Origin of the sequence: Bacillus sp. SG20033, assembly GCF_044570195.1 — a bacterium.
Taxonomy (GTDB): domain Bacteria; phylum Bacillota; class Bacilli; order Bacillales; family Bacillaceae; genus Bacillus; species Bacillus subtilis.
The window spans coordinates 4,225,418-4,251,066 of sequence record NZ_CP172606.1; the positions used below are offsets into that span (position 1 = coordinate 4,225,418).

Below are 25,649 nucleotides of genomic sequence, written 5' to 3' on the forward strand. Positions count from 1 at the left end.
ACTGCTTTGCCACATCCACATAATAAAAAAATCCAATCATTTTGGCTGGTCACCGGCATTATCTTTATCGCCTTTAACTTACGGCCCGCGATCACTTCAGTCGGTCCGGTCATCAGCTCTATCCGGGCAGAGCTGCACATGTCCAATGGGGCAGCCGGTTTTTTGACCGCACTGCCGCTGCTTTCGTTTGCAGTTCTTTCTCCGCTTGCACCTAAGCTTGGACAGCGCCTCGGAAATGAGCGAACTTTATGGCTAGGTCTCGTGATACTGCTGATCGGTGTTCTGACTCGTTCTACCGGCTATACTGCCGCTTTGTTTTTCGGAACGGTACTTATCGGCGTCGGGATTGCGATTGGTAACGTACTTTTGCCAAGCTTAATCAAACATAAATACCCTGAAAAGCCAGGGATCATGATCAGCCTGTATACAACATCAATGAATATATTCGCAGCTTTAGCATCGGGTGTCAGCGTTCCTTTAGCGACCCAGATGAATGGCGGATGGAAACAAGCCTTTCTCTTATGGGGCGGGCTGGCTTTGCTTGCATTGCTGATCTGGATACCTCAGCTGCGCCATCGAGATACGGCAAACCAGACAATGAAGCTGCAATCCAGTTCCATTTGGGCTTCCAAAATGGCATGGTATGTCACCATCTTTATGGGCCTGCAATCGTTTTTATTTTACAGCAGCATCGCTTGGTTTCCTGAAATTCTCCGTTCACACGGGATTGACACGGCAACAGCCGGATGGATGGTATCACTCATGCAATTTGCGAGTCTGCCTTCCACTTTTCTGACACCAGTTTTAGCTGACCGTGTGAAACAGCAGCGCGGTATCGTTGCGGCGCTGGCCTCAGTTTATCTGATCGGCCTCTGCGGATTATTAGCGGGCGGAAGCCATACATTGCTTGCCATCTGGATGATCATTATCGGTATCGGGCAAGGCTCCAGCATTAGTCTGGCCCTTACTTTGATTGGTCTCCGCAGTGAAAATGCCCAACAGGCCGCTGCGCTGTCAGGCATGTCTCAGTCATTCGGCTACCTGCTGGCAGCAGTCGGGCCAATCTTTGTCGGCTATCTCTTTGACCAGACACATTCTTGGACGATGCCGATTGTGCTTCTCATTGCTGCCCTGATCGTAATGGGAGCAGCTGGACAGGGAGCCGGACGAGACCGATACATTTTTCAGTCAGAAAAACAAAGAAATTCAGCATAAAAGCGGGGAAAATATCTCCGCTTTTTTCTTTGAATTTTTATGGTTTATTCATAAGTTTTTCATATTTGTTTTTTACAATTAGACACCATAAAGAGGTGAAAAACGATGAAAACCAAACGATTCGACGCAGCCCTTATTCTTATTCTGCTGGCAGCAGCTTTTTTGAATACGTATCACGTTTGGCAGGAGGACACAGCGAACCAGTACTATTTGGCGGCTGTAAAAAGCATGACGCAAAGCTTCCATAATTTCTTTTATGCGTCATTTGACCCTTCTGGATTTGTGACAGTAGATAAGCCTCCTGTCGTGTTATGGATTCAAACGATTTTCGCACTGATTTTCGGTGTTCACACGTGGAGTGTCATCATTCCCCAGGCTCTTGCCGGAGTTGGATCTGTCTTCCTTCTCTACAGAATGATCAAGCCGACTTTTGGAATTGGAGCGGCCCGCATTTCCGCACTTGTTATGGCACTGACCCCTATCGCAGTAGCTGTCAGCCGGACAAACAATATTGACAGCATGCTTGTCTTTACCTTACTGCTCGGTTCAGCTTGCCTGCTTCGGGCAGTAAAACAAGGCAAGCTGGTTTGGCTGCTGACGGCATTTGCCCTAATTGGGCTCGCCTTTAATATGAAGATGATGCAAGCGTTTATGGTATTGCCTGCATTTGTGTTATTCTACCTGGTTGCATATCGGGTTTCTCTGAAGAAAAAAATCGGGTCCCTGCTTCTGTCTCTTGTCCTTCTGACAGGCCTTTCACTCTCATGGGCGATTGCAGTGGATTCAGCCTCTTCCTCAAGCCGGCCTTATGTAGGAAGCAGCCAGACCAACTCAGTGCTAGAACTGGCCTTTGGCTACAACGGCACAGAGCGTCTGCTTGGGCAAACTACGGGCCTTGCAAAGGGTGATATGAATGCTGCTGGCGGAGGGAACATGCAGAATCAAGACAACATGCAAGCGCCAAATGGCAACGGTTCATCTTTTTCTCAGAACGGAAATCAATCATTCGGAAACCATTCACAGGCGCCTCAGCCGCCTAACGGACAAACCGGCGCTCTCAATGGAGGCGGAGGCACACCTCCCACAGGCGGCAACGGGCCTGGAAATGGAGGGCCTGGCGGTGGAAAAAGCATGAATATGTTCGGCACCGGTGATCCTGGCCCGCTTCGTCTTTTCCAATCAGCACTTTCCGGCCAAATCAGCTGGATGCTTCCATTCTCATTGATCGGATTACTGGGCGCAATCGTCAGCTGGTACCGTGATCGCCGCGGACATGCTGCTGAAATGAAAGAAACGCTATTCTGGGCTGCTTGGCTTGTTCCCGTGGCTGGTTTCTTCAGCATCGCAGGATTCTTCCACCAGTATTATTTGATTATGCTGGCACCGCCGATTGCCGCCCTTTCTGGTATCGGATGGTATACGATGCACCGCTTATACAAAAATAATAAAGACTGGTCCAGCTATCTTCTGCCGGCAGCCGTCTTGATCACAGCCGTGTTTCAGATGTATATTCTGAGCGCTTATACAAGCCAAATCGGCAGTGTATGGATGTATGTCCTGGGGCTCTTAGGACTGGGCATCACCCTTGCACTTCTGATGCTTAAACGCAGCCATCCGTTCAGTAAGCTGCTGACCATCATCAGCTTGTGCGTTCTGCTTCTCACACCAGTTTACTGGTCAGCAACGCCGCTTCTATACGGTGGCAACAGCGTCCTTCCTGAATCCGGCCCGCAGCTCAAAGGCTCAGCAAACGGCGGGAACATGTTCTCTTCAGAGGTCGACAGCGGGCTCCTGTCCTATCTGAGAAAACACAATACCGGCGAAGAATATTTATTTGCTACTTTGACAACCGTAACAGCTGCGCCATACATCATTTACGAAAATGAATCTGTTATGGCAATGGGCGGATTTAACGGCACGGATCCCATTCTGACTGTGTCGGAACTGAAAAAACTGATCAAAGAAGGCAAAGTGAAATACTTCCTTCTGTCAGAAAACAACTCAGGCAACAGCGAACTTGTTTCCTGGATTAAGAAAAACGGAAAAGAAATAACATCTGACGAGTACAGCGGTTCCTCCAGCAGCACAAACAGCGTGCAGGGAATGCGAAGAGGACCTGGCGGAGAAAGCCAGCAAACTCTTTATCTCGTGGAATAAAAAAAGAGGCTTGGATGAATCCAAGCCTCTTTTCTATTAAGCTTCTTCTTTTACATGTACCTTTAACACAGCCTGCACTTCAGGATGCAGCTTCACAGGCACGTTTGTATATCCTAATGCACGAATGCCGTCCGGCAGTTCAAGCTTCCGCTTATCTACTTTAATGTTATGGTCTTTTTGGAGCTGTTCAGTGATTTGCTTGCTTGTCACTGAACCAAATAAACGGCCGCCCTCACCTGATTTTGCGCTAAGCTCAACAGTCAGTTTTTCTAATGTCTCTTTCAAGCTCTTAGCCTGCTCAAGCTCAGCAATGGCTTCTTTTTTCTCTTTCTGCTTTTGTCCGTTTAACGCGCTGATGTTTGACGCGTTCGCTTCAACCGCGAGGCCTTTTTTAATTAGAAAGTTATGCGCATAACCGTCTGCTACGTTTTTGACTTCGCCTTTTTTTCCTTTTCCTTTTACATCTTGTAAGAAAATAACCTTCATCTCTGTACGCCTCCCTCAAAATACTCATCTATGGCGTGCTTCAGCCGTTCCAGCGCTTCAGAAACTGAAATGCCGGACAACTGAGTCGCCGCATTTGTTAAATGCCCTCCGCCTTCCAGGGCCTCCATGATGATCTGAACATTTACCTCGCCAAGCGACCGTGCACTGATACAAACCGTTTGTTCATCCCGTCTCGCCACCGCAAATGAAGCCTCAACCTCACTCATCGACAGCAGCGAATCGGCAGCCTGCGCAATCAGCACTTGATCGAAGTATTCCTCTTCATTTTCAGGAAGAGAAGCAATCGCAATGTTATCTTTATAGAGGACCGTATGCTGGATCAGCTTCGCCCGTTTAATATAGGAATCAACGGTTTCTTTCAGGAACTTCTGCACCAGCACCGTGTCGGCGCCTTTTGCCCTTAAATAAGAAGCCGCATCAAAAGTCCGCGAGCCCGTGCGGAGAGAAAAGCTCTTTGTATCCACTATTATACCAGCTAATAGGGCTGTTGCTTCAATCATATTGATTTTTAAACGCTTCGGCTGATATTCAAGCAGCTCTGTCACCAATTCCGCTGTGGAAGAAGCGTATGGTTCCATATAAACAAGCAGCGGATCTCTGATAAACTCCTCACCTCTTCGGTGATGGTCGATGACCACGATATGTTCAATTTTATTGACCAGCCGTTCCTCCATGACGAGTGACGGCTTATGTGTATCAACGATCACAAGCAGTGTGTCATCATTGGAAATCTCCATTGCTTCTTCAGGCGTAATAAATCTTGACCACAGTTCTTCATATTTTTTGATTTCCCCAATCAAACGCTGCACACTTGATCCGATTTGATTTGGGTCAATCACGATAAAACCATCTTTGTTATTTGCCTGAGCTACCTTTAAAATCCCGATCGCTGCGCCGATAGAATCCATGTCGGGGAATTTATGCCCCATGATAATCACATTGCTGCTTTCGGTGACGATTTCCTTTAAGGCGTGAGAAATCACGCGGGCCCGCACCCTTGTTCGTTTCTCCATTGGGTTTGTTTTACCGCCGTAAAACTTCACCTTGCCGTTTGGCAGCTTAATGGCTACCTGGTCTCCGCCGCGTCCCAGTGCTAAGTCCAAGCTGGATTGCGCCAAATCGCCAAGTTCTTTCAGGGAAGAGACTGAAGCCCCGACACCGACGCTTAACGTCAGCGCTACACCGTCAAATGAGGTTTTTTCCCGCACTTCATCAAGAATCGAAAACTTCGAATTTTCGAGTTCAGTTAAGATGTGTTCATTAAGTACAGCGATAAAGCGTTCTGAAGACGTCCTTTTCAAGAAGATCCCGTACTCCTGCGCCCAAGCGTTCAGCAAAGATGTCACCTGGCTGTTCATCGTGCTTCTCGTCTGGTCATCCAATCCTTGTGTCACATCATCATAGTTATCAAGGAAAATATATGCCAAGACGGTTCTTTCGTTTTCATATAGCTTTTCAATCTGAATTTGTTCTGTTACATCAAAGAAATATAAGAGACGCTCATCCCGTTTGATGACAACCCTAAACTTGCGGTCATTCAATGTAACCGTTTCCGATTCCACCTCTTGTTTGATAAGCGGCACTACCGATTCACAAGTATCGTAAAGTGATCTCCCCACTAAAGTGCTTTCATTAAAACAAGAGGAAAGAAACGGATTTGCCCATTCTATATAATATTGGTCATTAAAAAGCATGATTCCAATCGGCATTTCCATCAATGCCTCTTCACCGACTTTTTTCAACCTGTAGGACAACGTAGAAATATAAGCATCAATCTCTTGTCGAATAAGAGAATCAGCACGCTTAATAAAAAACAAAATAACTGCCAGCAGCAGCACTTCGACGGTTCCTAATATCCAGTTAAAATAAAAGCTGATGAGGATTGTAATAATTGACAGAGCAATCAATGCATAGATGGGATACCGAAACAGCGGTTTTTCATAAAAGCTTGGCATTTCTATCACTCCCCACCATGTGAGTAAAACTCATGTTCACTTCACCTTATTCCTTATATGAAAGCCCATATCTAAAACGCCTAAAATGCGAATGGCTGCCATGAAGACCGGATGCACAAACCCAAGTATGACAGCAATCACAGCCGCAGCCTTTGGATATTGTTTCTTATGGCAATAGAAAAAGATAAATGATAACCCTTGGATGAAAATCAGAAACCCGAGTATAAACTCCCCATTTAAAGCGATAGAGTACAGCATTTGGCCTTTTTCTAAAGGCAAAAATGAAAGCATGACAATAATCAAATACAGTACTACAACACTTTGCGGAAACTTCAACTCTCTAAAAGGCTTTAGATTAGGAATATCGGGGGAGAATCGCCTTAAGAGCGGCTTAGCGATAAGGTAACTGAGGAAAGCATATATTATCCCCAGCACCACAATAGCTGTTGGAAATAGGTATTGAGCTGTGTCTAATTGATCTCTCATTATACCCAAGTTTTTATTAATTTCTTCTGAATGAACTGAATTTCTCATCATATACTCAGCAGAATCAATCGCTTCCTGTGATTGTGTTAAGGCCCTGTCGATGATATTAATATCCATAAATAAAATACTTAACACAAAAAACATCATAATACATAGCACTGAAACAACAGAGCTAGATAAAATCGCAATTGCAGGATCCTTCTTCTTAAGAGAAAAACCTAAAGCAACACCTGTAAATGCGGACATAATGGCTAAAAAGACCCCAGTAATTGAACTAGTTATAAAAATAACGGGAAGACTTACAATACTCATCCAAAAACCTAATTTTGCCCCGTATCTCAATGTGTATAAAATCAAAGGTAGAGGTAAAACCAACCAAAACAGTATTCCAATCACAGGAACATAAACGACCAGAAGCGTGATGATCGCAAACAGACTGATTAAAATAGCACCTTCCATTAAAGCTCTCGTTTGTTTCACTTAGTCACCTCGTATCATCCTGAACATACGAATAGAAAAGAGCAGCATAAACGACTGCTCTTTTTCATCGCTGCAACATACTTTGCACCGAATGTTTTTATATCATCTCTAAATTTTACTTTTATATTTTAACATAAGTCCAAATCGCAAGTAAAATGACGCTAATGTTTCATGTGAAACATGAAAAATGAAAAGACATTCTTTGAAAAGAATGCCCATCACAATTAATGTTTATCATCCATAAAGCCAGAAGATTCCTTGTTTTTCTTTTTCGTTTTTCTGACATACATAAAAATTAAGATCACCAGTAAAAGGGTTGTTGCTTGCAGAACGCCGCTGCTAAACAAGAAAAAGTTCTTTATCATGTCCCACATTGTGTTTCACCTCTTTGTGCATGTTCTCAACCCGTATCCTATATAAGGTGAATTTCCCTTTTTAAAAACTTCAAAACATCATGAACAACATTGAGCGTTGGGCATATGCTGATATGGAATCTGATCGATAAAGGAGAATTTTCACATGGATGAACGCAGAACATTGGCTTGGCATGAAACATTAGAAATGCACGAGCTGGTTGCTTTTCAATCAAACGGACTCATTAAACTGAAGAAAATGATAAGAGAAGTAAAAGACCCTCAGCTCAGACAGCTTTATAACGTGTCTATTCAGGGTGTTGAGCAAAATTTGAGAGAGCTTCTTCCGTTCTTTCCACAGGCTCCGCACAGAGAAGATGAGGAAGAAGAACGCGCAGATAACCCATTTTACAGCGGTGACCTGCTCGGTTTTGCCAAAACATCTGTCCGCAGCTATGCCATCGCAATTACAGAAACAGCAACACCTCAATTAAGAAACGTACTGGTCAAACAGCTGAATGCTGCCATCCAGCTGCACGCCCAAGTTTATCGATATATGTATCAGCATGGATATTATCCGTCTTACAACCTTTCTGAACTGTTGAAAAACGATGTCAGAAACGCCAACAGAGCCATTTCAATGAAATAAAACAAGCAGCAAAGGAGTTCCCTTTGCTGCTATTTCTGCTGATCCTTCAGTAAACCGTTCGAACGATAAGATTCCAGCACGTCTCTGTTGGATTCTCCCCATTCTTTCATTTGCAAAACAATCGGTTCAAGCGTTCGCCCGAATTCCGTCAGAGAGTACTCAACCTTGGGCGGCACCTGTTGATAAACCTCACGATGCACGATGCCGTCCGCTTCCAGCTCCCTCAGCTGAAGAGTAAGCATTCTTTGAGTAATACTCGGGCAGATTCGCCGAAACTCATTAAATCGTTTCTTGCCATCTATCATGTGATAAAAAAGAATTCCTTTCCACTTTCCGCCAATGACATCTAGAGTAAATTCAACTGGACAGCCTTCTTTGTTCGGGTATATATTCTTTTTTCCACTCATTCTTGACCCTCCAATAGTACCTTTTTTGATACTACATTACATTTTGCAACTAAGCTACCCAGTATTTTACACACCTTTTCTCCCTAGCTCAAAGAAAATGCTTCTTATTCACATCAATTTTTAAGGGTTTGCATGATTACACCTGCAGCAAGACGTGTTAAACTATATAAAGATTACACTACTTAAAAAAAGGATAGGAGCTATCATGGAAAAGATACTTATTTTCGGACACCAAAACCCAGACACAGATACGATTTGTTCTGCGATTGCTTATGCTGATTTGAAAAACAAACTCGGCTTCAATGCTGAGCCTGTCCGTCTCGGACAAGTCAACGGCGAAACACAATACGCGCTTGACTATTTCAAACAAGAAAGCCCGCGCTTTGTTGAAACAGCTGCAAACGAAGTAAACGCCGTTATCCTGGTTGACCATAACGAACGCCAGCAAAGCATCAAAGACATTGAAGAGGTTCAGGTTTTAGAGGTTATCGACCATCACCGCATCGCTAACTTTGAAACAGCTGAGCCGCTTTACTATCGTGCTGAGCCTGTAGGCTGTACGGCTACCATCTTAAACAAAATGTACAAAGAGAATAACGTGAAAATCGAGAAAGAAATTGCCGGCCTTATGCTGTCTGCGATCATTTCTGATTCCCTGTTATTTAAATCTCCAACTTGCACGGACCAAGACGTAGCAGCAGCAAAAGAGCTTGCGGAGATCGCTGGCGTAGATGCTGAAGAATACGGCTTGAACATGTTGAAAGCAGGCGCTGATCTAAGCAAAAAAACAGTGGAAGAGCTCATTTCTCTTGATGCGAAAGAATTTACGCTCGGCAGCAAGAAAGTCGAAATCGCACAAGTAAACACAGTGGACATTGAAGATGTAAAAAAACGCCAAGCTGAATTAGAAGCTGTGATCTCAAAAGTTGTGGCTGAGAAGAATCTTGATCTGTTCCTTCTCGTTATCACTGATATCTTAGAAAATGATTCACTTGCTCTTGCAATCGGTAACGAAGCAGCGAAAGTGGAAAAAGCGTTCAACGTTACATTAGAAAACAACACAGCCCTCTTAAAAGGCGTTGTTTCCCGTAAAAAACAAGTCGTTCCTGTCTTAACAGACGCAATGGCTGAATAAGCAAAAAGCATCCCGCATCGGGATGCTTTTTCTTATTCACCCAGCTTCTCAATTTGTCCCATCACATCAGTAATTTGCTTTGCGTTTTGGACCAGGTCTGACTGCTCCAATTCTTTAAGCGATACCTTGCCTTCCTCGGCTTGTTTCAACACCTCTTCAGCGCTTTTCTGCAAGGTTTCGTTATGCTCCTGAATGGTTTGATGAATCTCCGCTGCGGCATCAGGCGGCGTTAATTCATTAAAATCAGCGGCAGCCTTCTGAATCGACTCAAGCTGCGCTTCAAGTTTTTCTTTCGCCTCGGTGTCATTTACAGCTTTCTCAGCCAATTCAGGCGCTTCCTCTGCAAATGTCTTCACCTTCTCCACATACCCCGCTGCTTCACTCGTATAGTTCAATCCGTCGTTCACCTGATCAAGCATGCCGCATCCGCCTGCACTCAAAAGTCCCACTCCGGCAAGTATTGTCAAAATGATCTTCATCTTCAGCCCCCTCATCGTTTCTTTTTCATTTTTTCTTTTAAGATCGGAATCAATTTCTCTTTCGCTAACGGCAGCCCTTTCCTCACCAATTCACGCTTCAGCCACTTTTTCAGCTTAGACATTCTGATGCTCCTCTCCCTTTTTGGTAAAAATGAAAAAACTCCACCAATTTGGTGAAGTTCCTGAAACAAAAAGACCTTCACCAAATCAGATTTGGCAAAGGTCTCGCTAACAAATGAGATTGCCAGCAAAGCCGAGGACACCTTGTCCCGTAATGACGACTTTACTGTGAAAGCTACTCCCCTTTGGAGTGTTCATTTTTATTACTTTCATTCTAAAGCACCGATCTGTTCCAGTCAAATTCCTGCCGTTTATATAAAAGCGCGCTGTGGTATTTAAAATTTGAATGGTTTTTCTATCAGGAGATCATGCTATGACAGAGGAGGTTTTCATCATGAGTCAAGAGCGCGTGAAACGGCCTGGGCATACCAGATGGTACATATCTTCGTTACTTAGCGGCATTATTATTCTTAATTATTTTGACCGAGTGGCCATCTCGGTAGCGGCTCCTGCGATACAAGATTCGTTTCACCTTACTGCAACTGAACTCGGCATCGTGTTTTCCATTTACACCTATTCCTATACACTGATGCAGCTGCCTGTCGGAAGTTTGCTGGACCGTTTTGGGGTCGCATGGGTCACGAGGGTTGGAATGACAATATGGAGCTTTTTAACGATCCTTCTTGCTTTTTTGCAAGGAAAATTGCTGTTGTATCTGTTCCGGTTTCTCATTGGGCTGACGAGCGCCTCTGCGTTCCCTGCTGCCTCTAAAGCAACCGCTCTCTGGTTTCCTCCAAGTGAGCGGGGATTGGCAAACTCACTGTTCGATTCGGCCGCCAAGTTTTCAAATGTAATCGGCGCGCCATTGGTCGCCTTTCTTGTCACAACATTTGACTGGCGTGTCGCTTTTTTGACGATTGGATGCATCAATGTGCTATTTACGATCTTTTTCTGGCAGTATTATGAACAGCCTGAACGGCACAAACGCATTTCTAAAAGTGAACTAAACTATATTCAAAAACACAATGCCATTACAACAGAGCAAATCCCTTACAAAACGGGCCCGCTTTTAAAAAAGCTTTTCACCAATCGGAAAGTATGGGGCTTAATGATCGGATTTACAGGGTACGGGTATACATTCAACCTGCTGCTCACCTGGCTTCCGACTTTCTTTAAACATACATACGGTATGGATCTCATGTCGTCCGGTTTATTTACGGCAGTGCCGTGGCTGATCTCAACCATTTCCGGAATTGCCGTCGGCGGCTGGCTCGTCGATTATTTTATTAAGAAAGGCTATCCTAACACCAAGGTGTACCGTACCGTCATCATAGTCGGAATGAGCTTCGGCTTTTTCTTTTTAGGCTCCATTCTGACGAACAATATTACCGTAGCCATTATTTGCATTTCCATCGGACTCGCCGGAATTTCCGCAACCGCTCCAGTCGGCTGGTCCATCTCCGCAGAACTCGCGCCGATCGGTTCCGTATCCATGCTGAGCTCCATGGTGAATCTCGCAAACAACCTGTTCGGAGGCATTATTGCTGCGTCACTGACAGGGTATTTGTTTGATGTGACAGGCTCCTTTACGCTCAGCTTTCTGGTAGCTGGTTTTGTGCTGTTGCTGGGATTGGTTTTTTATGTGTTTGTATTAGGGGATGTAAAACGAATTAAACTGGAATAAAGAGTGCTTGCTGAAAAGCACTCTTTTCTTTGAATCCGCCAAGTGTTATTTTCTTTCTCCCACATTTACTAGGCTGTCTTCGGACGAAAACACCACCATTTTATCCTTGACTCCAACCAAAGGTAAGGCCTCATAGTGAAAGAAGAAAGGAGGAGTCGGATGGTGAAATTAACAGTAAAAGAACTATCCAATATTGCGAATGTCACAATCAAAACGCTTTATCATTACCACAAAATCGGCTTGCTAGCCCCAAAGGAAATAAGCGAAGCCGGATATCGGTACTATGGTGCTGAAGAACTAAAAAGACTGCAGGAAATCCTTTTTTACAAAGAATTAGATATTCCTTTGTCAGAAATCAAAACATTACTAAAAGAGGATGCTGAAAGAACAAGTACATTAGAAAAACAAAAAAAGCTGTTTGAAAAGAAAATTGAAAAGTATCAGCGTCTCATTCAAACAGTCAACACATCTTTAGAATACACGAGAAAAGGCGAAAACATGGATCATAAGGTAATGTTTAAAGGATTTGAAAGCGCTGAAGAATGGAAACAATCTTTAGCAGAACAAAATGGGTATTTAAAAGAGCGTTACGATTTTGAATTGGATACACATACAATCAATGTCGATGAAATGAACAAATGGCAATAGAGGCTAAACATTTTCTTGATAGGATGGCTGATTTTTTAAGAAATGGTGTAACGTATCATGACCCTTCCGTGCAAGAGCATGTCATGAATCATCTTAAGTTCCTAAATCAGAACGGGCATCCGACAAGTAAAGAAGATTACGTAAAACAAACACGTTTTTTTATGCAAGATGATTTCCATAGAGGAATGTTAGAAGAGCAGCAAGCCGGTTTATCTTATTATTTGGTTGTCGTTGCAGAACACCTGTAGTGTTTTGTCACCCTATAAAGGGTGACAGCCATCAGGATTACGAGACAGCACCGCCAACAATCGAAACATTCTGCCGGTCAACGGCAAAACGCCGTCCGTTCCATTTCAAGACGGTTTGAACATATCCCAATGAGTCGGCGTTATACCTTCCCGCTATCCGCTGGTACGCCAATAATTCGTATACGCCGTCTCTGTCAAAATCAACCGGATACAAGCCCGATAAAGGATTCACCCATCCTTCTATCGGCATTTTTAACACACCTTGGCTGTTATAAATCTCATTCAAATATTCCCTGCCCTTGTAAGTAAGGTCGAGGATATACGTTTCGTTTTGCTGATGACTGATGACGCTCGCTTTATATTGATTTTGATACCTCACACTGTACTTTAATTCATCATTCAATACATCTGAATTGAAAATTTGCCGGAACTGCCTGTTTAGATAGGCAAACACGTATGCATAAATAGCACCGCCGCTTCCCCCTGTGTCCATTACCACTGCCACATCCTCAATCTTGTCGCCTGTCATATCCCCCAGAAAAAGTGACGGATTGTATCCCATATTGTTTTGAAGCTGAATCCGCTGCTCCTGATGGGTTCTGCCATCACGGATTACCAATGTGATATTTCTCCACAACGGGCTGCCGGGCATTTGATTTCCAGTTAGAAAGACCTCGTCAATAACGCCGTCTCCCGTTACATCGCCGCGAGTAGATGCAATGATTGCACGTGAGGAGACAGGCTGCCGAAATACGTATGGATGTTGAACAAGTCCTCTGCTTTCATAAAACCAATAAGGAGCCATTCTGATGTCATACACATTCAATTGTGTCACCTTCCCTAATCAGCTGAATGAATCATTATATGCAGGAATGGCACATCAAAGACATATCTTACACACCAATTAAATCCGTACCATATGAGTTATCGATTACACAAAGCCACTCGCCTAGCGCATTCTTCTTAAATACATAGGTCGCCCTTCTTTCCATCGCATACTCGGAGTCCTTTTTATCCGAATCAAGCAGTGTCTGAGAAAGGACGAGTACCGTGTCACCTGCTTCCAACAGGATCATTTCCCCTTGTGTCGGGACAATATGATGATTGAAATAGTTCGCAATCGTGATAAACGCTTTTTTGATTTCTTCTTTGCCTCGCGCGATCATGCCCGGCTTCACAACTAAAACGGCATCTTCCGAATAATAATTCATCAGTGTATCAAAATCTTCATTTTGGATTGCCAAATCACACGCAGAGATGATGTCTTTCAATTGCTGTTCCAAATGAATTCCCCCAATCATCATGATTGGATAAATTATACACCGCTAGACCACTGAAACCGTGAAAACAAAATGAAAAGTATTCTTTTTTCCTATATAATCAAATAGATATATTTAACAAAGTACCCAAGTGAAGGGGTGAACATTATTGTCTGCGGAAGTAACGTTACATGACAATATACATCATGATTTAAGTGCGGATTGCCAGCACTGTTTTGGCCTGTGCTGTGTCGCCTTGCCTTATGCGAAGTCGGCAGATTTTGCTTTTGATAAAGACGGGGGCACGCCTTGCCGCAACTTACAATCAAACTATCAATGTTCTATACATAAAGATCTCAGAGAAAAAGGATTTCGAGGCTGCTCTGCATATGAATGCTTTGGCGCCGGCCAAAAAGTATCCCAAATCACTTATGAGGGAAAGGATTGGCGAAGCAGCCCCGAAACGGCCAATCAGATGTTTGACGTTTTTCCTATCATGCAGCAGCTGCACGAAATGCTCTGGTATTTACATGAAGCTCTTTCTATAGATATAGCCAAGCCGATTCATCCTGAACTGAGAACCAGTTTCGAAAAAATAGAAAGGCTCACCAGACTCAGCAAAGAACGCCTGCTGACACTGCAGGTGGACGAGCATCGAGCTGAGGTCAATGAATGGCTGTTAAAAACGAGTGAACTGGTGCGTGCCCAAGCCCGCCATCCAAAACTCCCGAAAAAGGTCAGCCGGGGAAGTGTCCTAATCGGCGCGAAACTGAAAGGGCTTGATCTGCGAGGAGCAAACCTAAGAGGGGCGCTGCTCATAGCCGCCGATCTGAGAAATGCTGATTTGAGAATGACAGACTTTATCGGTGCAGATATGAGAGACGCTGATCTCAGCGGCGCCGATCTGACCGGGAGCATCTTTCTGACACAGGCACAGGTGAACGCCGCCAACGGCGATTCGAACACAAAGCTGCCGCCGTCTTTACGAATCCCTGCCCATTGGAAATAAAAAAGGACCCGCTTACGGTCCTTTTTTGCTGTCATCAATTGAATCCTTTTTCGTTGCTTTTATCCGGCACTTTCGCACTTCTTGCCAAGTATCCCGACAACCATAACGCAATCAGCAGCATGAAGGTGATCATACCGACGACGCCCAGCCAGTGAAAAGCAGACCAGAATAGCCCTCCGACTGTTCCGCAAACACTTGAACCGGCGTAATAAAAGAACAAATACAGCGATGAAGCCTGTGCTTTGTTGTGAAGGGCTCTCCTGCCCACCCAGCTGCTGGCAACTGAATGTCCTCCGAAAAAACCGAATGTAAAGAGGGCAATCCCCAAAATTTTCACTGCCAGCATACTGTTTATCGTGAATAAAGCACCTGCAATGACGATGAAAATATTCATCACCAGTATTTTTGGATAGCCATATCGATCAACCATTCTTCCAATGAAAGACGAGCTGAAAATGCCTACAATCATCACAATAAATATCCAGCTGGCAAATGCTTTATTAAGCGAATACGGCGGGCCCAACAGCACGTACACAATGTAATTAAACAATGCAACATTGCTTCCAAGCAGCAAAAAACCAATGAGAAACAAGCTGAATAGTTTACGGTCCCTCAAGTGGCCGATCAGAGACATTCCCAATTTCCCGAGCTTCAATTTTCTTGGCGTAAAATGCCTGGATGGCGGCAAATTCATAAAAAATATAATACTAGCAATCAAACTAATGACACCAATTGCCCCCATCGCCATATGCCAATTCAAGTACTCGCTCAGGAGCCCGGAAACGATCCTTCCGAAAACGGCGCCGATTGCGTTTCCGCTGATATACAGCCCCATCGCTGATCCAAGACTTCCGGGTTCAATTTCTTCCCCAAGATAAGCCATCGCAATCGACGGAAGGCCTGCGAGCGCAACGCCTTGAACGGTTCTCAATACGAGCAGTGTATGAAAGTTCGGACTAAAGGCCGATGCCAGACAGAGAACCGATGCGGCCAGCATGGAAATAACCATAATCGGCTTGCGTCCCCACACCTCGGATAATGAACCAAAGACAAGCATGCTCACAGCTAACAGCATTGTGGTAACAGATAAAGAAAGACTCGCCGCAGTAGGCGTTACATGAAATTCCCGCGTGAATTCCTCCATGAGCGGCTGTACGCAATATAGAATCGCAAATGTATTGAAACCCGCAGCGAAGAAAGCAAACGTAATTTTCCGAAAAACCGGTGTGCCTTTTTGAATGTATGTCATCGGGACTTTATCGGTCCCTCATCATGTTGTGGAGCACTGCCATTCATAAACAACCATCCTTTATTTCTTCCGATTTCAAACATCCTCGAGTCTGTTTATACTATTATCTTAGCACCGTTGATATATGTTGTATAATGCATATAAAATATTCTTTTCATGCTTATATGTAATAAAGGAGGGATGATAATTGGAATGGGAACAACTTGAATATTTTCAAACACTGGCCCGGATGCAGCACGTCACGAAAGCCGCAAAAAGCCTCTCCATCACACAACCTGCGCTTTCACGCTCTATCGCCAGGCTGGAAAATCATTTGGGCGTGCCGCTATTTGACAGGCAAGGACGATCCATCAGCTTAAATCAATACGGACACATTTTTTTGCGGCGGGTTCAGGCGATGATGAAGGAGTACACCGAAGGAAAAGAAGAAATCCAAGCTTTATTAAAGCCGGACCAAGGCGTAGTCTCTCTCGGTTTTTTACATACATTAGGCACCACGCTCGTGCCCGATCTCATCGGCTCCTTTCAGCAGGAATACTCCAACATTTCCTTCCAGCTGAAGCAAAACCACTCTTATTGGCTGCTTGAACGATTAAAATCCGGGGATCTGGACCTCTGTCTCCTCGCTTCGATTAAGCCTGAAAATCCGATCCAATGGATCAAGCTGTGGAGTGAAGAACTCTTTGTTTTTGTGCCAAATGATCATCCATTAGCCAGTCGCGAAAGCATTACCCTGAATGAGATTGCCGGGGAGCGTTTTATTTTATTGAAAAAGGGCTATGCGCTTCGGATGACGGTCGATGAGCTGTTTGAGAAGGCTGATATACAGCCGAACATTATGTTTGAAGGAGAAGAAGCAGCTACTGCCGCAGGTTTTGTGGCAGCCGGACTGGGCATATCTATTCTCCCAGACCTGAAAGGCTTAGACCAAAGCAAAATCACCAAAATCCGCGTCAGCTGGCCGGAATGTCAGCGTGTCATAGGAATTGCCTGGATAAAAGGCAGGTTTTTATCACCGGTTGCTGAGACCTTTAAACAATATGTGATCAGCCATTTTTCTGAGTAGGGAGGATTCAAGCATGAATGTCAAAAAAATCACGTCAGAACAGGATTTACATACAGCGTTTGAAATCAGAAAGGCAGTATTTGTAGAGGAACAAGGCTGTCCCATTTCGGATGAATTCGATGAGTTCGATACACTCCACGGTGATTGCCAGCACATCCTGGCTTATCATCAGAATGTACCTGTTGGCACTGCACGTGTCCGTATCGTTGGCCACACGGGGAAACTGGAACGAATCTGCATTCTGAAGTCTTACCGCAAATTCGGTTTGGGAAAAGTGATCGTCGATGCATTAGAACGTATTGTGAAAGAACAAGGCATTTCTGCCTTCAAACTGCACGGCCAGACACAGGCGGCAGGCTTTTATGAAAAGCTCGGCTATCAGACTGCATCAGAAGAATTTATGCTGGACGGCATTCCACATGTGCTGATGACAAAACAAGACGATTCTGCGCTATAAATTGTTCACAAATTTGTCACTTATGAGCATGAACAGTTCATTGGTATACTAATCACCGATTATGGAGAGAAGGAATGATTGTATGCCAGCAAATAAAAAAGAAGGCCTTATATTTGGCGTGATGATGTGCTTTGGAATGGTCTGCGTCATGTCGATTTACAATGCCATCATCAACGGAGCCATTCAGGATTTTTCACTGGTGACCGTTTTTGAAATGGTCATCGGTTTTATGGTCGCCCTCCTGTTAGATTTACTGTTAGTGGGCCCCCTCGCCAAGAAGATTGCATTCCGCATGCCGTTCGACAAGACTAAAAAAATTTATGTCATCCTTGCCATGTCAACTTGTATGGTGATTGGCATGGTACTTTGTATGTCTGTGTTCGGTTTAGTGACAGCGGTTCTAGCAAATGGGCTGAACGGGGACAGCCTCTTTAGTGCTTATCTTATGATTGTGTTGAAAAATTTCATCCTGGCCTATCCATTGCAATTACTGATTATAGGCCCATTAGTCAGAGGGATTTTCATGAAATTTGTAAAACCAAAGCTCACAGCCGCAGTTTAAATAGAATAGGAGTGAGCCTGACACTCACTCCTATTGCTCATGAATCGAATGTAAAACAAGCTCCGCAAAAGCCTCTGCGGCAGGCAGCTGCCATTTTTTCTTTTTGGGTGTGAGTAAATCGGATCGAGAGCTGCACCATGCTGAAGAATTTTCAGCTTATGTTTTTCACTTCCATTAATCCCTATACCTTACCACATAGTTTTTATACAATTCTTCGTTATAAAGTATTTCTTCGCCATGTGAAGAGCAAATGAGCGTTGGTTTGATTTGATCTATGATTGATCCGCTATCGATGTTCTCATTTATATCAACACTGAATCTTCTTATAGGTGGGTGTAAATCCTCCTTACTTGTGATAAAAAGGTCGCCCGTTAATAGCGTACGATCGATTTTATGATCATACACGACATGCCCCGGCGAATGGCCAGGTGTTAAATAGTATTTCAGAGGCAGGTGAGCAAGCGTTTGCTCCGTCAGCGGCTGGACAATATGGGCTACCCCTGTGTTCTCCACTTCATTTTTGTTCGGATATGGCTCTTCCCCATTGATGTACTTTAGTTCTTTCTGGTGCGCAAAAATCGGAATATCAAATCTCTCTAACCATTTTGATGCACCCCCGATATGATCACTGTGGCCATGGGTAAGCAAAATGGCTTTTGGATTGCCGATCGCTAACGCTGCCCTAATTTGTACATCAGCAAAACGTTCTATCCCCGTATCAACAATATAAACATCATCACCATCTTTGATAAACCAGGTATGAACCGGAATACGAAGAGGCACATCAAGCTCAAATTCACATTGATAGACATGTTCTGATAGTTGTCTCAAGTTCACGCAAACCACTCCCTTTGGAGATTTTTGATAGTTCAAAAGAAAACAGAAGTGAACGGCCAACGGACTGGAATTCTTGAGGAGGAGACGCCGATTTTCGCCAGCATCAGCTCGACTTGTTAACATTGTCCATTAATAATCCCTTTTGTTCCCCTTCTTCACATATTCCCAATCACGTTCTATATTCTTCCTTACTCTATGAAGGAGTGCAGAAATGGTTTCCTTTTCCTCTGAAGTAAAACCGGACAAGGCCACTTCCGTGGAATGTTCTCCTTCTCTTCTTAACAATGGATATACCTTTTTCCCTTTCTCAGTCGGGAACAGTTTTTTTATTTTTTTATTTTGCTCATCCGGCAGTTTTTGAATAAATCCCTGCATTTCCAGCTTCTTAATGGCCCGCGCGGCCGTTGTCCGGTCCACTTTTATCATTTCCGCCAATTTTTCTTGAATAATTCCCGGATTTTCGTATATACGTACGAGATAGAGATACTGCCCTCTTGTTAAGTCCAAATCTTTAAATTCGATGTTGCTTATGGAATCCAACGCTCTTGCTATCATGCCGATCTCACGCAAAATATCATTCATTCCTAAAACCCCTCACGTATTTTTGTTGCAATTACAACAAAAATGTTTTAACCTTACTATTATAAGACCACATGCATGCTGTACAGTCCAGACTAATATCAGAAAAGGATTGATTCATAATGAATATAAAAAGAATAACAACTGAAGATGATTTACATGAAGCTTTGAATATTAGAAAGACGGTTTTCATTGAGGAACAACATGTATCTGAATCCGAAGAGTTCGATGAATTTGATACGCTCAAGGAACAATGCCAGCATGTCTTGGTATATCATGAGAATCAGCCTGTCGGCACGGGCCGTGTGCGCATCGTTGACCATACAGCAAAGCTGGAAAGAATCTGCATCCTAAAACCTTACCGTAAGTATGGATTGGGGAAAGTCATCGTAAGCGGGTTAGAAGAAATCATAAAAGAAAAAGGACTGACTGCATGTAAGCTGCATGGTCAAACACAAGCAGCAGGCTTTTATCAAAAACTGGGCTACCAGATTTCTTCACAGGAATTTATGGAAGACGGCATCCCTCACGTCCTGATGACAAAAGACATATCGCGGATTTAACATGAAATATATTTTTTACGGATTAGGCATACTCATATTAAGTTTGGGCATTTCCTTAACCATACAATCAGGGCTGGGCACATCCCCCTTCGATGCTCTTTTGGTTGGTCTGTCAAAAGAAGTCGGACTTACCGTAGGAAGCTGGGAGGTCCTTATTTCTGTGATCCTCTTAATCTGCAACGCTATATTAACGAGAAAAAAACCTATTTTGCTGGGCTTGATTACAGCATTCATTACTGGAATAGGCATTGACCTATGGTTGTTTGTTGTAAAAAACACCCTCTATCTAAACGCGTTGTTAAGCAAACTGATTTGTTTCGGAATTGGTTTGGTGCTCATCGGTCTTGGAACAGCCATCTATCTTCAGACGAAATTCGCATCAACACCCATCGATCATTTAACACTTATTATCCGAGATCTCTCCAAAAGAACAATCTTGTTTTCAAGAACATTGGTATATGCTCTTTTCTTAGTATTAGCAATTGTCTTTAGAGGCCCTATCGGCATTGGAACCCTTTTAACAGTTTGTTTAGGAGGAATGATCCTTCACGTTTTTATGCCTATTGTGGAAAGACATTTCTTATTAAAGAATAGAAGAGGTTATTAAGACACCTCTTCTGATCCAAAAAACGAAACCACAAACAAACCCCATTTCGTTCGATTTTATAATCAATTAAAATTTATAGTACCAAAAAATCGCAATTTCATTTGCTGTTGGAAAGTTGGAATAAAGCATCGTATCAACTGCACCTATTATAAATTGATGTTTGGCATAAAAACGACAAGCTGAGACATTAATATCTTGTGTTTCAAGCATGAGACCACAAAAGCGATTCTCCTTTGCCCACTCAATCGCTTTATGTAATAATGCTGTTCCAGCGCCTTTTTTTCTATAGTCTTTTGCAACGGCAATGTCCTCTATTAGTGCATACCCATTCCAGTTAGAACGAATCTTAATCCGGCAAACGCAGTTGTTTTCAACATAATATAAAAAAGCCGCTTTCCCCTCTTCTTCAACATAACTAACATCTATTTCATCATCTTCATATTGTTTAAAATAAGGTTTAGAAAATCGTTCCTCAGTATATGTCCAAACACCGTTTTCAAAAGCAAGTATCAGTCTCCCAAAAACAACGAAAGGTTCGTTTGGTTTATTGAAATCTTTCATATTCAATTGAGTCATTTTAACGATCATATCAATCTCCGCCAATCGAAATAACATTTAGTAAACTCGTTTCGATACTATTCAATAACAGCTTCCAAAAGTGCACTTTTTAGGAGAACAACACTAGGTAAGACATCCATTACCTTATACATATTTCACTATCTTAATGAGGCATTTCAACAGAGGCTTGTGGTACAGTAAAAATGCCCACTAACAATAAACTCAATGAGAAATACCATACTTCCTTCAACTCGCCCACAACCCTGTTGACTAGTACCCGTGGAGAGAGGAAGCTTTGACACACCTTCTGCCATTGGTGACATCTCTATTGAAGTATCCAAAGGACAACCAAGGATCGCTCTTTGACTTTTCCAGAAGAAATTAGAGTGAATAAAGGAGTGGTTGAGTATGTTAACAAGAGAAGATATCTTTAAACACGTCAAAGAAAAATACGGTACATCACCTGATTACCCGTGGGAGAAATACCCAAACTATGCTTCTTTGAGACATACATCAAACAAAAAATGGTACGGTCTGATCATGAATGTTCTCCCAGAAAAATTAGGCTTGGATGGTCATGGCGAAATAGATATTCTAAATCTAAAATGCCCCCCTGAAATAAGTGATAGCTTAAGAAACGGGGAAAATATCTTATCCGGATATCATATGGATAAGGAACATTGGATTTCAATTGTTTTAGAACGGACAGATCCAGAAGGCGAAATCTATAACTTAATCGAGCAGAGCTTTCATTTAACCAAGTGAAGATAAAGAGTGTTCCGCTAATCAAGCTGCGAAGAGCAGCAGTGGGCACTTTCATTTTAGGATATTGTTCTTCACTCTGTCCACAAACGCAACTTAGTAGATCTGGTGCGAGAGTGGAAGAAGAATTTCTACCAACTTCTTATGGAAAAGGATGAATAGTTATGACAAATAACTTAAAACAGAGAAGAGTAATTTTAGATTTAGCAGTTACTTTAGATGGTTTTATTGAAGGGAAAAATGGAGAAGTTGATTGGTGCATTATGGACCCTGATATGGGGTTTACTGATTTCTTAAATCAAATTGATACTATTTTATACGGTAGAAAAAGCTACGATTTATGGGGGCAGTATATCCCCAAAAAAGAAGACCCTGATACAGAAAAGGAAATTTGGAAATTGGTTCATAGTAAAAAGAAATATGTTTTTTCCAGAACACAAAATGAGATTGATAATCAAGCCATATTTATAAATGATAATATTCTTGAAGAAGTAAATAAATTGAAGAAAAAGCCTGGCAAAGACATCTGGCTATATGGTGGAGCGAGTCTCATTACAACTTTTATAAATTTGGGGCTTGTTGATGAATTTAGATTATCTATTCACCCTGTTGTTTTGGGAGAAGGAAAACCGTTGTTTATTGATGTAAAACAGAGGATAAATTTAAAAACGGTGAATACAAGAACATTTTCCTCTGGCGTTGTGCAAATCGTTTATCATTGGAATGGCTAAAAAAATCTTTCCCTCCAAAATATACATTGTAAGGTAACACTCGACAGTTATTTTACTTATTGAACTAAAGGGGGAATCCAATGGGTTCTCCTTACTATACTATGGAATTATCAATATCAAATTTTCTGTAATAAAAGAGGATTGAAAAGGACGGTGTCTCCTCCATTAACATCATTAAGCATTATAGTATATTTTCTCCCTCTTTTAAGTAAATCGGCTAAGTTTTGTATTTATAAAAAAACGAAAGAAGGTGATCCCATGCCCACTAACAATAAACCCAATAGATTAATCGCTGAGAAATCTCCATATTTACTTAACATGCTCATACCCCTGTGAATTGGTTCCCTTGGGGAGATGAAGCCTTCGAAAAAACAAAACGCGAAAACAAGCCGGTTCTGGTCAGCATCGGTTATTCGACATGTCATTGGTGCCAAGTTCGTATAGCTAAACACCTAGAATTATATTACATTTAGGAAATCATAAAGGGTGATGAGCTGTTGGAGTTAAAAAACAAAATCAAGCGAGTAGCCATTTATCTAAGAAAGTCACGTAATAAAGAGGGTGAAGAAACAGAAGAAACATTGGCAAAACATCGAAAAAGACTTCTTGATATTGCTCAGAAAAACAATTGGCAGTATGAAATATTCCAAGAAGTTGGGAGTTCCATGGATGAAATGCGCTGAATACAAAGGATGATTAACAAACTTACAGATGGCATATTTGACGCTGTTTTGTCAGTTAACTTAGCACGGGTTACAAGGGATGATGCAGAGACACCTAATGCGGAATATTTCATTTTCCAATCTACAAAAGACGCTTTGAAAGAAGAGGATTCCGGGAACTTTGGCGTTGCCTTCGCCTTTGATGAACCAAACGAAGGTGAAGAAGTGTTGAAATGGATGAACATCACGGCGTGGCAGAAAGTCTGTTTGCTGTTAACTCTGATATTGGTTCGAAAATCGGGTTCTTTCTCGGTTGGGTTGATCGTTTCCAATGTAACTGCGATCAGCTTCGACCTGTCACGAAGGACTTTCTGTTTGTCTTTTTCCGGTCTTTCAATTCTTTTCAATTTTTGAAAGGCAGACCGAAAAAATGACTCTTCTTTTTTATCCAAGTCAATTTCTTTTTGGAGCAATTCGATTCACTCTCCTTCCATATATTTCTAAGCACTTTCCTCCTGGTTAACTTTCATGTTTCTTGTCATTTTCAAAATGGCTCTCGCCATTTTTTCATAGTTCGGTTCGTTTAACTCCGTCACAATCACTTCCACTGGCTTACCTTTAATTTCAACGACCTCAACACTCTGTTTCATGAAAGACCTCGCTATCTTCAAACCTGTTTTGTTTTTTCAAGGAATAATAAAAAGGATGCTACACATGTAACATCCTTCTTTAGCAACTTTTATTGAATTATTGGAATATGTTTTTTATCTTTATGACTTTTAATTTGCTTGCTGTGTTTGTTTTACTGGTTCTTTGCTAAAAAGTCCAACAATGTTCCACAAGACAATTACAGAAGCTATTATTAAACGAGTGGTGCTGACTTCTTGGTTAGTAAATAATTTATAACCATATACTGATCCCAATGCAACTATGCAAAAAATATTGAACCATTTACTCCAACGCAATTAGAAAACTCCTTTTAAATTAATTACATTTCCAGACAATCTATATACGTTTATAATAGTACCAGTATTTTATTGAAAATATATAAAATTTTTCAATATTCAACCTTAAATCTTTCTTAACTGATTCTATAATACAAATCATTACTTTCACACTTGTTTCGTTTTTTCTAGGAACAGTAAAAAGGATGCTACACGATGTAACACCCTTTTTATGCTTTGATTCTCCATATAAACTTTTAAACTAGTCATTCGACCGTCCGGCAAATACCTTGTCTTGTAGAATGTGTAACGATATTCGGCAAATCCTTTTAAACGTTCACCTTCGACAACCAACATGCAATCTCTGCTTAAACTCCTCACAAAAACTAAAGAGGGGACACCCACATTAAAACCCAAGCTTCTGAATCGTTTGTCTACAGCAGACATTACATTTCTCACCCCGATTCCCTCTATAAATAATGGATAACAAGGAAAAAAGTATGGTATATTAAATTTGACAATGTTTGGAGAGTGATAACTTGATTAAAAATCAACCTATCTTATTAGCATTATTATCAGTTGGAAGCATTCTAAGTTTTATTGCAAATACTATTGAATTACCAGTTACTTTGAATTGGATAGTGTTATTACTAGGTGTTGCTATGACATTTTATAGTGCAGTTTGTCTTGTGGCAAACACAATGCAATTAAAAAAGAAAAAATTAAGTAGTGACTCATGATGTCTCAAATAAAAACAAGCATATGACAGTATGCTTGTTTTTCATCTACATATAGTAGCTAATTCCTTCAAACTCCACAATTCTTTCATCTGTCTCAGCGTCTTCATCCTCCAGTATGCTGAATGTGGCTTGAATTTTGGCATTCACATTATCTATAACCGCAAGAGTTTGAACTATGACTCTTTGAGCAACATCACTGTAAAAGACATCTTCCATCATTCTTTCGATCAATTCCTCAGCAATTTCCAAACAGCCAAGAGACTCCAAATCACTTTCCAGTCGGGCCTTATTCAACAGATTAATATCAAACATCTTAAAATCTCCTTTTAGGATGCACTATCCTTTAAAATAATGTATAATTCTTCCTGTCACTTACAGGAGGGAATTGCATCATGAAAATTAGAGTTATCGGGATTTTAGTGGGCGTCATTTTATTTATTACTGGGATTCTTTTGCCAGAAGCAAAATTTGATTATCCTCAATGCATTAGTTTTGCTGGTGCATTTATAGCATCAACATCAATTGGTAGTCTCATAAATCTCAAAAAACAATCGGCAACTAACTCTTAACTCTCCTACCAAAGGTAGGGAGTTTTCTCTTC

The 25,649-nt window shown here is 42.1% G+C and carries 32 protein-coding genes and 5 pseudogenes; 19 read left to right on the top strand and 18 right to left on the bottom strand.

Translation table 11 applies throughout. The features are described 5' to 3' along the window. Positions 1-6 precede the first annotated feature (6 nt). Together ACFVP7_RS22200 and ACFVP7_RS22205 are read left to right on the top strand one after the other, a co-directional pair. Entirely contained in the window at positions 7-1,215 is a 1,209-nt protein-coding gene (locus ACFVP7_RS22200) for a CynX/NimT family MFS transporter (protein WP_396582888.1), read from the top strand. Between the two features lie 105 nt (positions 1,216-1,320). Next, positions 1,321-3,372 carry a glycosyltransferase family 39 protein gene (locus tag ACFVP7_RS22205; protein WP_396582889.1) on the top strand — a complete coding sequence of 684 codons (2,052 nt, stop codon included), beginning with the start codon at positions 1,321-1,323 and terminating at the stop codon, positions 3,370-3,372. Between the two features lie 36 nt (positions 3,373-3,408). On the opposite strand, the gene rplI is transcribed toward ACFVP7_RS22205, so the two are convergent. The 4 genes from rplI to ACFVP7_RS22225 all read right to left on the bottom strand — a co-directional run bounded on the left by rplI (position 3,409) and on the right by ACFVP7_RS22225 (position 7,174). Beyond that, positions 3,409-3,858 carry a 50S ribosomal protein L9 gene (gene rplI / locus ACFVP7_RS22210; protein ID WP_003226915.1) on the bottom strand — a complete coding sequence of 150 codons (450 nt, stop codon included), beginning with the start codon at positions 3,856-3,858 and terminating at the stop codon, positions 3,409-3,411. Further along, positions 3,855-5,834 carry a cyclic-di-AMP phosphodiesterase GdpP gene (gene gdpP, locus ACFVP7_RS22215; RefSeq protein ID WP_003242517.1) on the bottom strand — a complete coding sequence of 660 codons (1,980 nt, stop codon included), beginning with the start codon at positions 5,832-5,834 and terminating at the stop codon, positions 3,855-3,857. Before gdpP ends, rplI begins: the two co-directional genes overlap by 4 nt. Positions 5,835-5,870: 36 nt before the next feature. Continuing rightward, the gene (locus ACFVP7_RS22220) at positions 5,871-6,800 is read right to left on the bottom strand and encodes a YybS family protein (RefSeq protein WP_257435376.1); all 930 of its coding nucleotides are present in this window, start codon (positions 6,798-6,800) and stop codon (positions 5,871-5,873) included. Between the two features lie 224 nt (positions 6,801-7,024). Beyond that, the gene (locus tag ACFVP7_RS22225; protein ID WP_003226909.1) at positions 7,025-7,174 is read right to left on the bottom strand and encodes a hypothetical protein; all 150 of its coding nucleotides are present in this window, start codon (positions 7,172-7,174) and stop codon (positions 7,025-7,027) included. Positions 7,175-7,319: 145 nt separating this feature from the next. Here ACFVP7_RS22225 and cotF point away from each other — a divergent pair, with 145 nt between their 5' ends. Then, positions 7,320-7,802, top strand: a complete 483-nt coding sequence (gene cotF, locus ACFVP7_RS22230; RefSeq protein ID WP_003243364.1) for a spore coat protein CotF — start codon at positions 7,320-7,322, stop codon at positions 7,800-7,802. A gap of 29 nt (positions 7,803-7,831) precedes the next feature. On the opposite strand, the gene hypR is transcribed toward cotF, so the two are convergent. Beyond that, a complete protein-coding gene (hypR, locus tag ACFVP7_RS22235) occupies positions 7,832-8,209 on the bottom strand; it encodes a transcriptional regulator HypR (RefSeq protein ID WP_014478546.1) in 378 nt (125 codons plus the stop codon). Positions 8,210-8,414: 205 nt separating this feature from the next. On the opposite strand from hypR, the gene ACFVP7_RS22240 reads away from it, so the two are divergent. Continuing rightward, positions 8,415-9,344, top strand: a complete 930-nt coding sequence (locus ACFVP7_RS22240) for a manganese-dependent inorganic pyrophosphatase (protein WP_167560862.1) — start codon at positions 8,415-8,417, stop codon at positions 9,342-9,344. Between the two features lie 32 nt (positions 9,345-9,376). On the opposite strand, the gene ACFVP7_RS22245 is transcribed toward ACFVP7_RS22240, so the two are convergent. Continuing rightward, positions 9,377-9,823, bottom strand: coding sequence for a DUF6376 family protein (locus tag ACFVP7_RS22245; RefSeq protein WP_076457341.1), 447 nt, complete (start codon positions 9,821-9,823; stop codon positions 9,377-9,379). A 433-nt stretch (positions 9,824-10,256) separates the two neighbouring features. Between ACFVP7_RS22245 and ACFVP7_RS22250 the strand changes: the two genes are divergently transcribed. Continuing rightward, the gene (locus tag ACFVP7_RS22250; RefSeq protein ID WP_014478548.1) at positions 10,257-11,567 is read left to right on the top strand and encodes an MFS transporter; all 1,311 of its coding nucleotides are present in this window, start codon (positions 10,257-10,259) and stop codon (positions 11,565-11,567) included. Between the two features lie 159 nt (positions 11,568-11,726). Beyond that, positions 11,727-12,463 (top strand): annotated as a pseudogene (locus ACFVP7_RS22255) (MerR family transcriptional regulator). Between the two features lie 37 nt (positions 12,464-12,500). On the opposite strand, the gene ACFVP7_RS22260 reads toward ACFVP7_RS22255, so the two are convergent. Further along, positions 12,501-13,289 (bottom strand): hypothetical protein, encoded by a 789-nt coding sequence (locus ACFVP7_RS22260; RefSeq protein WP_128473462.1) that lies wholly within the window; start codon positions 13,287-13,289, stop codon positions 12,501-12,503. A 67-nt stretch (positions 13,290-13,356) separates the two neighbouring features. Further along, positions 13,357-13,746: a nuclear transport factor 2 family protein gene (locus ACFVP7_RS22265; RefSeq protein ID WP_338731831.1), complete on the bottom strand. Its 390-nt coding sequence runs from the start codon at positions 13,744-13,746 to the stop codon at positions 13,357-13,359. 145 nt (positions 13,747-13,891) lie between these two features. Here ACFVP7_RS22265 and ACFVP7_RS22270 point away from each other — a divergent pair, with 145 nt between their 5' ends. After that, on the top strand, positions 13,892-14,731 hold the full coding sequence (locus tag ACFVP7_RS22270) for a pentapeptide repeat-containing protein (protein ID WP_095844111.1): 840 nt from the start codon (positions 13,892-13,894) through the stop codon (positions 14,729-14,731). Between the two features lie 34 nt (positions 14,732-14,765). On the opposite strand, the gene ACFVP7_RS22275 is transcribed toward ACFVP7_RS22270, so the two are convergent. Then, positions 14,766-15,980, bottom strand: coding sequence for an MFS transporter (locus ACFVP7_RS22275; protein WP_338731833.1), 1,215 nt, complete (start codon positions 15,978-15,980; stop codon positions 14,766-14,768). A gap of 187 nt (positions 15,981-16,167) precedes the next feature. Here ACFVP7_RS22275 and ACFVP7_RS22280 point away from each other — a divergent pair, with 187 nt between their 5' ends. The 3 genes from ACFVP7_RS22280 to ACFVP7_RS22290 all read left to right on the top strand — a co-directional run bounded on the left by ACFVP7_RS22280 (position 16,168) and on the right by ACFVP7_RS22290 (position 18,065). Further along, complete coding sequence (locus ACFVP7_RS22280; RefSeq protein ID WP_038429957.1) at positions 16,168-17,046, top strand: LysR family transcriptional regulator; 879 nt, start codon at positions 16,168-16,170, stop codon at positions 17,044-17,046. Positions 17,047-17,059: 13 nt separating this feature from the next. Further along, a complete protein-coding gene (locus ACFVP7_RS22285; protein ID WP_029726103.1) occupies positions 17,060-17,503 on the top strand; it encodes a GNAT family N-acetyltransferase in 444 nt (147 codons plus the stop codon). An 82-nt stretch (positions 17,504-17,585) separates the two neighbouring features. Then, positions 17,586-18,065, top strand: a complete 480-nt coding sequence (locus ACFVP7_RS22290) for a DUF2798 domain-containing protein (RefSeq protein WP_338731838.1) — start codon at positions 17,586-17,588, stop codon at positions 18,063-18,065. A gap of 30 nt (positions 18,066-18,095) precedes the next feature. Here ACFVP7_RS22290 and ACFVP7_RS22295 read toward each other — a convergent pair. The 3 genes and pseudogenes from ACFVP7_RS22295 to ACFVP7_RS22305 form a co-directional block, all read right to left on the bottom strand. Beyond that, positions 18,096-18,232 (bottom strand): annotated as a pseudogene (locus ACFVP7_RS22295) (LysR family transcriptional regulator); the annotation flags it as partial. 7 nt (positions 18,233-18,239) lie between these two features. Then, entirely contained in the window at positions 18,240-18,902 is a 663-nt protein-coding gene (locus ACFVP7_RS22300; protein WP_338731841.1) for an MBL fold metallo-hydrolase, read from the bottom strand. Between the two features lie 129 nt (positions 18,903-19,031). Beyond that, positions 19,032-19,484 carry a MarR family transcriptional regulator gene (locus ACFVP7_RS22305; RefSeq protein ID WP_003226875.1) on the bottom strand — a complete coding sequence of 151 codons (453 nt, stop codon included), beginning with the start codon at positions 19,482-19,484 and terminating at the stop codon, positions 19,032-19,034. A gap of 119 nt (positions 19,485-19,603) precedes the next feature. Between ACFVP7_RS22305 and ACFVP7_RS22310 the strand changes: the two genes are divergently transcribed. Both ACFVP7_RS22310 and ACFVP7_RS22315 read left to right on the top strand, forming a co-directional pair. After that, positions 19,604-20,044 (top strand): GNAT family N-acetyltransferase, encoded by a 441-nt coding sequence (locus tag ACFVP7_RS22310; protein WP_338731843.1) that lies wholly within the window; start codon positions 19,604-19,606, stop codon positions 20,042-20,044. 1 nt (position 20,045) lies between these two features. Continuing rightward, positions 20,046-20,651, top strand: a complete 606-nt coding sequence (locus tag ACFVP7_RS22315; protein ID WP_338731845.1) for a YitT family protein — start codon at positions 20,046-20,048, stop codon at positions 20,649-20,651. A gap of 66 nt (positions 20,652-20,717) precedes the next feature. Here the strand turns inward: ACFVP7_RS22315 and satA are convergent, their stop codons facing one another. Beyond that, positions 20,718-21,239 (bottom strand): streptothricin N-acetyltransferase SatA, encoded by a 522-nt coding sequence (gene satA, locus ACFVP7_RS22320; RefSeq protein WP_338731847.1) that lies wholly within the window; start codon positions 21,237-21,239, stop codon positions 20,718-20,720. A 378-nt stretch (positions 21,240-21,617) separates the two neighbouring features. Here satA and ACFVP7_RS22325 point away from each other — a divergent pair, with 378 nt between their 5' ends. The 5 genes and pseudogenes from ACFVP7_RS22325 to ACFVP7_RS22345 form a co-directional block, all read left to right on the top strand. Continuing rightward, positions 21,618-21,974 carry an MmcQ/YjbR family DNA-binding protein gene (locus ACFVP7_RS22325; protein WP_338731849.1) on the top strand — a complete coding sequence of 119 codons (357 nt, stop codon included), beginning with the start codon at positions 21,618-21,620 and terminating at the stop codon, positions 21,972-21,974. Positions 21,975-22,135: 161 nt separating this feature from the next. Then, a complete protein-coding gene (locus ACFVP7_RS22330; protein ID WP_338731851.1) occupies positions 22,136-22,702 on the top strand; it encodes a dihydrofolate reductase family protein in 567 nt (188 codons plus the stop codon). Between the two features lie 258 nt (positions 22,703-22,960). Beyond that, positions 22,961-23,130 (top strand): annotated as a pseudogene (locus ACFVP7_RS22335) (DUF255 domain-containing protein); the annotation flags it as partial. 69 nt (positions 23,131-23,199) lie between these two features. Then, positions 23,200-23,385: a hypothetical protein gene (locus ACFVP7_RS22340; protein WP_249847847.1), complete on the top strand. Its 186-nt coding sequence runs from the start codon at positions 23,200-23,202 to the stop codon at positions 23,383-23,385. Positions 23,386-23,394: 9 nt separating this feature from the next. Continuing rightward, positions 23,395-23,610 (top strand): annotated as a pseudogene (locus tag ACFVP7_RS22345) (ATP-binding protein); the annotation flags it as partial. A gap of 83 nt (positions 23,611-23,693) precedes the next feature. Here the strand turns inward: ACFVP7_RS22345 and ACFVP7_RS22350 are convergent. The 4 genes and pseudogenes from ACFVP7_RS22350 to ACFVP7_RS22365 all read right to left on the bottom strand — a co-directional run. Continuing rightward, a pseudogene (locus ACFVP7_RS22350) lies at positions 23,694-23,837 on the bottom strand (conjugal transfer protein); the annotation flags it as partial. 27 nt (positions 23,838-23,864) lie between these two features. Continuing rightward, a complete protein-coding gene (locus ACFVP7_RS22355) occupies positions 23,865-24,014 on the bottom strand; it encodes a hypothetical protein (RefSeq protein WP_003328171.1) in 150 nt (49 codons plus the stop codon). A gap of 129 nt (positions 24,015-24,143) precedes the next feature. Next, positions 24,144-24,329 (bottom strand): hypothetical protein, encoded by a 186-nt coding sequence (locus ACFVP7_RS22360; protein ID WP_076457331.1) that lies wholly within the window; start codon positions 24,327-24,329, stop codon positions 24,144-24,146. A 147-nt stretch (positions 24,330-24,476) separates the two neighbouring features. Then, a complete protein-coding gene (locus tag ACFVP7_RS22365; RefSeq protein ID WP_338731856.1) occupies positions 24,477-24,755 on the bottom strand; it encodes a hypothetical protein in 279 nt (92 codons plus the stop codon). Positions 24,756-24,847: 92 nt separating this feature from the next. On the opposite strand from ACFVP7_RS22365, the gene ACFVP7_RS22370 reads away from it, so the two are divergent. Continuing rightward, positions 24,848-25,048 carry a hypothetical protein gene (locus tag ACFVP7_RS22370; RefSeq protein ID WP_338731858.1) on the top strand — a complete coding sequence of 67 codons (201 nt, stop codon included), beginning with the start codon at positions 24,848-24,850 and terminating at the stop codon, positions 25,046-25,048. 45 nt (positions 25,049-25,093) lie between these two features. Here the strand turns inward: ACFVP7_RS22370 and ACFVP7_RS22375 are convergent, their stop codons facing one another. After that, positions 25,094-25,360 carry a hypothetical protein gene (locus ACFVP7_RS22375; protein WP_338731860.1) on the bottom strand — a complete coding sequence of 89 codons (267 nt, stop codon included), beginning with the start codon at positions 25,358-25,360 and terminating at the stop codon, positions 25,094-25,096. 80 nt (positions 25,361-25,440) lie between these two features. Here ACFVP7_RS22375 and ACFVP7_RS22380 point away from each other — a divergent pair, with 80 nt between their 5' ends. Further along, entirely contained in the window at positions 25,441-25,617 is a 177-nt protein-coding gene (locus ACFVP7_RS22380; protein ID WP_174243305.1) for a hypothetical protein, read from the top strand. Positions 25,618-25,649 lie beyond the last annotated feature (32 nt).

Coding starts and splice junctions, on each gene's coding strand:
- ACFVP7_RS22205 (WP_396582889.1), top strand. CDS start 1,321: ATGAAAACCAAACGATTCGACGCAGCCCTTATTCTTATTCTGCTGGCA.
- rplI (WP_003226915.1), bottom strand. CDS start 3,858: ATGAAGGTTATTTTCTTACAAGATGTAAAAGGAAAAGGAAAAAAAGGC.
- gdpP (WP_003242517.1), bottom strand. CDS start 5,834: ATGCCAAGCTTTTATGAAAAACCGCTGTTTCGGTATCCCATCTATGCA.
- ACFVP7_RS22225 (WP_003226909.1), bottom strand. CDS start 7,174: ATGTGGGACATGATAAAGAACTTTTTCTTGTTTAGCAGCGGCGTTCTG.
- cotF (WP_003243364.1), top strand. CDS start 7,320: ATGGATGAACGCAGAACATTGGCTTGGCATGAAACATTAGAAATGCAC.
- hypR (WP_014478546.1), bottom strand. CDS start 8,209: ATGAGTGGAAAAAAGAATATATACCCGAACAAAGAAGGCTGTCCAGTT.
- ACFVP7_RS22240 (WP_167560862.1), top strand. CDS start 8,415: ATGGAAAAGATACTTATTTTCGGACACCAAAACCCAGACACAGATACG.
- ACFVP7_RS22245 (WP_076457341.1), bottom strand. CDS start 9,823: ATGAAGATCATTTTGACAATACTTGCCGGAGTGGGACTTTTGAGTGCA.
- ACFVP7_RS22250 (WP_014478548.1), top strand. CDS start 10,257: ATGACAGAGGAGGTTTTCATCATGAGTCAAGAGCGCGTGAAACGGCCT.
- ACFVP7_RS22275 (WP_338731833.1), bottom strand. CDS start 15,980: ATGACATACATTCAAAAAGGCACACCGGTTTTTCGGAAAATTACGTTT.
- ACFVP7_RS22285 (WP_029726103.1), top strand. CDS start 17,060: ATGAATGTCAAAAAAATCACGTCAGAACAGGATTTACATACAGCGTTT.
- ACFVP7_RS22290 (WP_338731838.1), top strand. CDS start 17,586: ATGCCAGCAAATAAAAAAGAAGGCCTTATATTTGGCGTGATGATGTGC.
- ACFVP7_RS22305 (WP_003226875.1), bottom strand. CDS start 19,484: ATGAATGATATTTTGCGTGAGATCGGCATGATAGCAAGAGCGTTGGAT.
- ACFVP7_RS22310 (WP_338731843.1), top strand. CDS start 19,604: ATGAATATAAAAAGAATAACAACTGAAGATGATTTACATGAAGCTTTG.
- ACFVP7_RS22315 (WP_338731845.1), top strand. CDS start 20,046: ATGAAATATATTTTTTACGGATTAGGCATACTCATATTAAGTTTGGGC.
- satA (WP_338731847.1), bottom strand. CDS start 21,239: ATGATCGTTAAAATGACTCAATTGAATATGAAAGATTTCAATAAACCA.
- ACFVP7_RS22325 (WP_338731849.1), top strand. CDS start 21,618: ATGTTAACAAGAGAAGATATCTTTAAACACGTCAAAGAAAAATACGGT.
- ACFVP7_RS22330 (WP_338731851.1), top strand. CDS start 22,136: ATGACAAATAACTTAAAACAGAGAAGAGTAATTTTAGATTTAGCAGTT.
- ACFVP7_RS22355 (WP_003328171.1), bottom strand. CDS start 24,014: ATGAAACAGAGTGTTGAGGTCGTTGAAATTAAAGGTAAGCCAGTGGAA.
- ACFVP7_RS22365 (WP_338731856.1), bottom strand. CDS start 24,755: ATGTCTGCTGTAGACAAACGATTCAGAAGCTTGGGTTTTAATGTGGGT.
- ACFVP7_RS22375 (WP_338731860.1), bottom strand. CDS start 25,360: ATGTTTGATATTAATCTGTTGAATAAGGCCCGACTGGAAAGTGATTTG.
- ACFVP7_RS22380 (WP_174243305.1), top strand. CDS start 25,441: ATGAAAATTAGAGTTATCGGGATTTTAGTGGGCGTCATTTTATTTATT.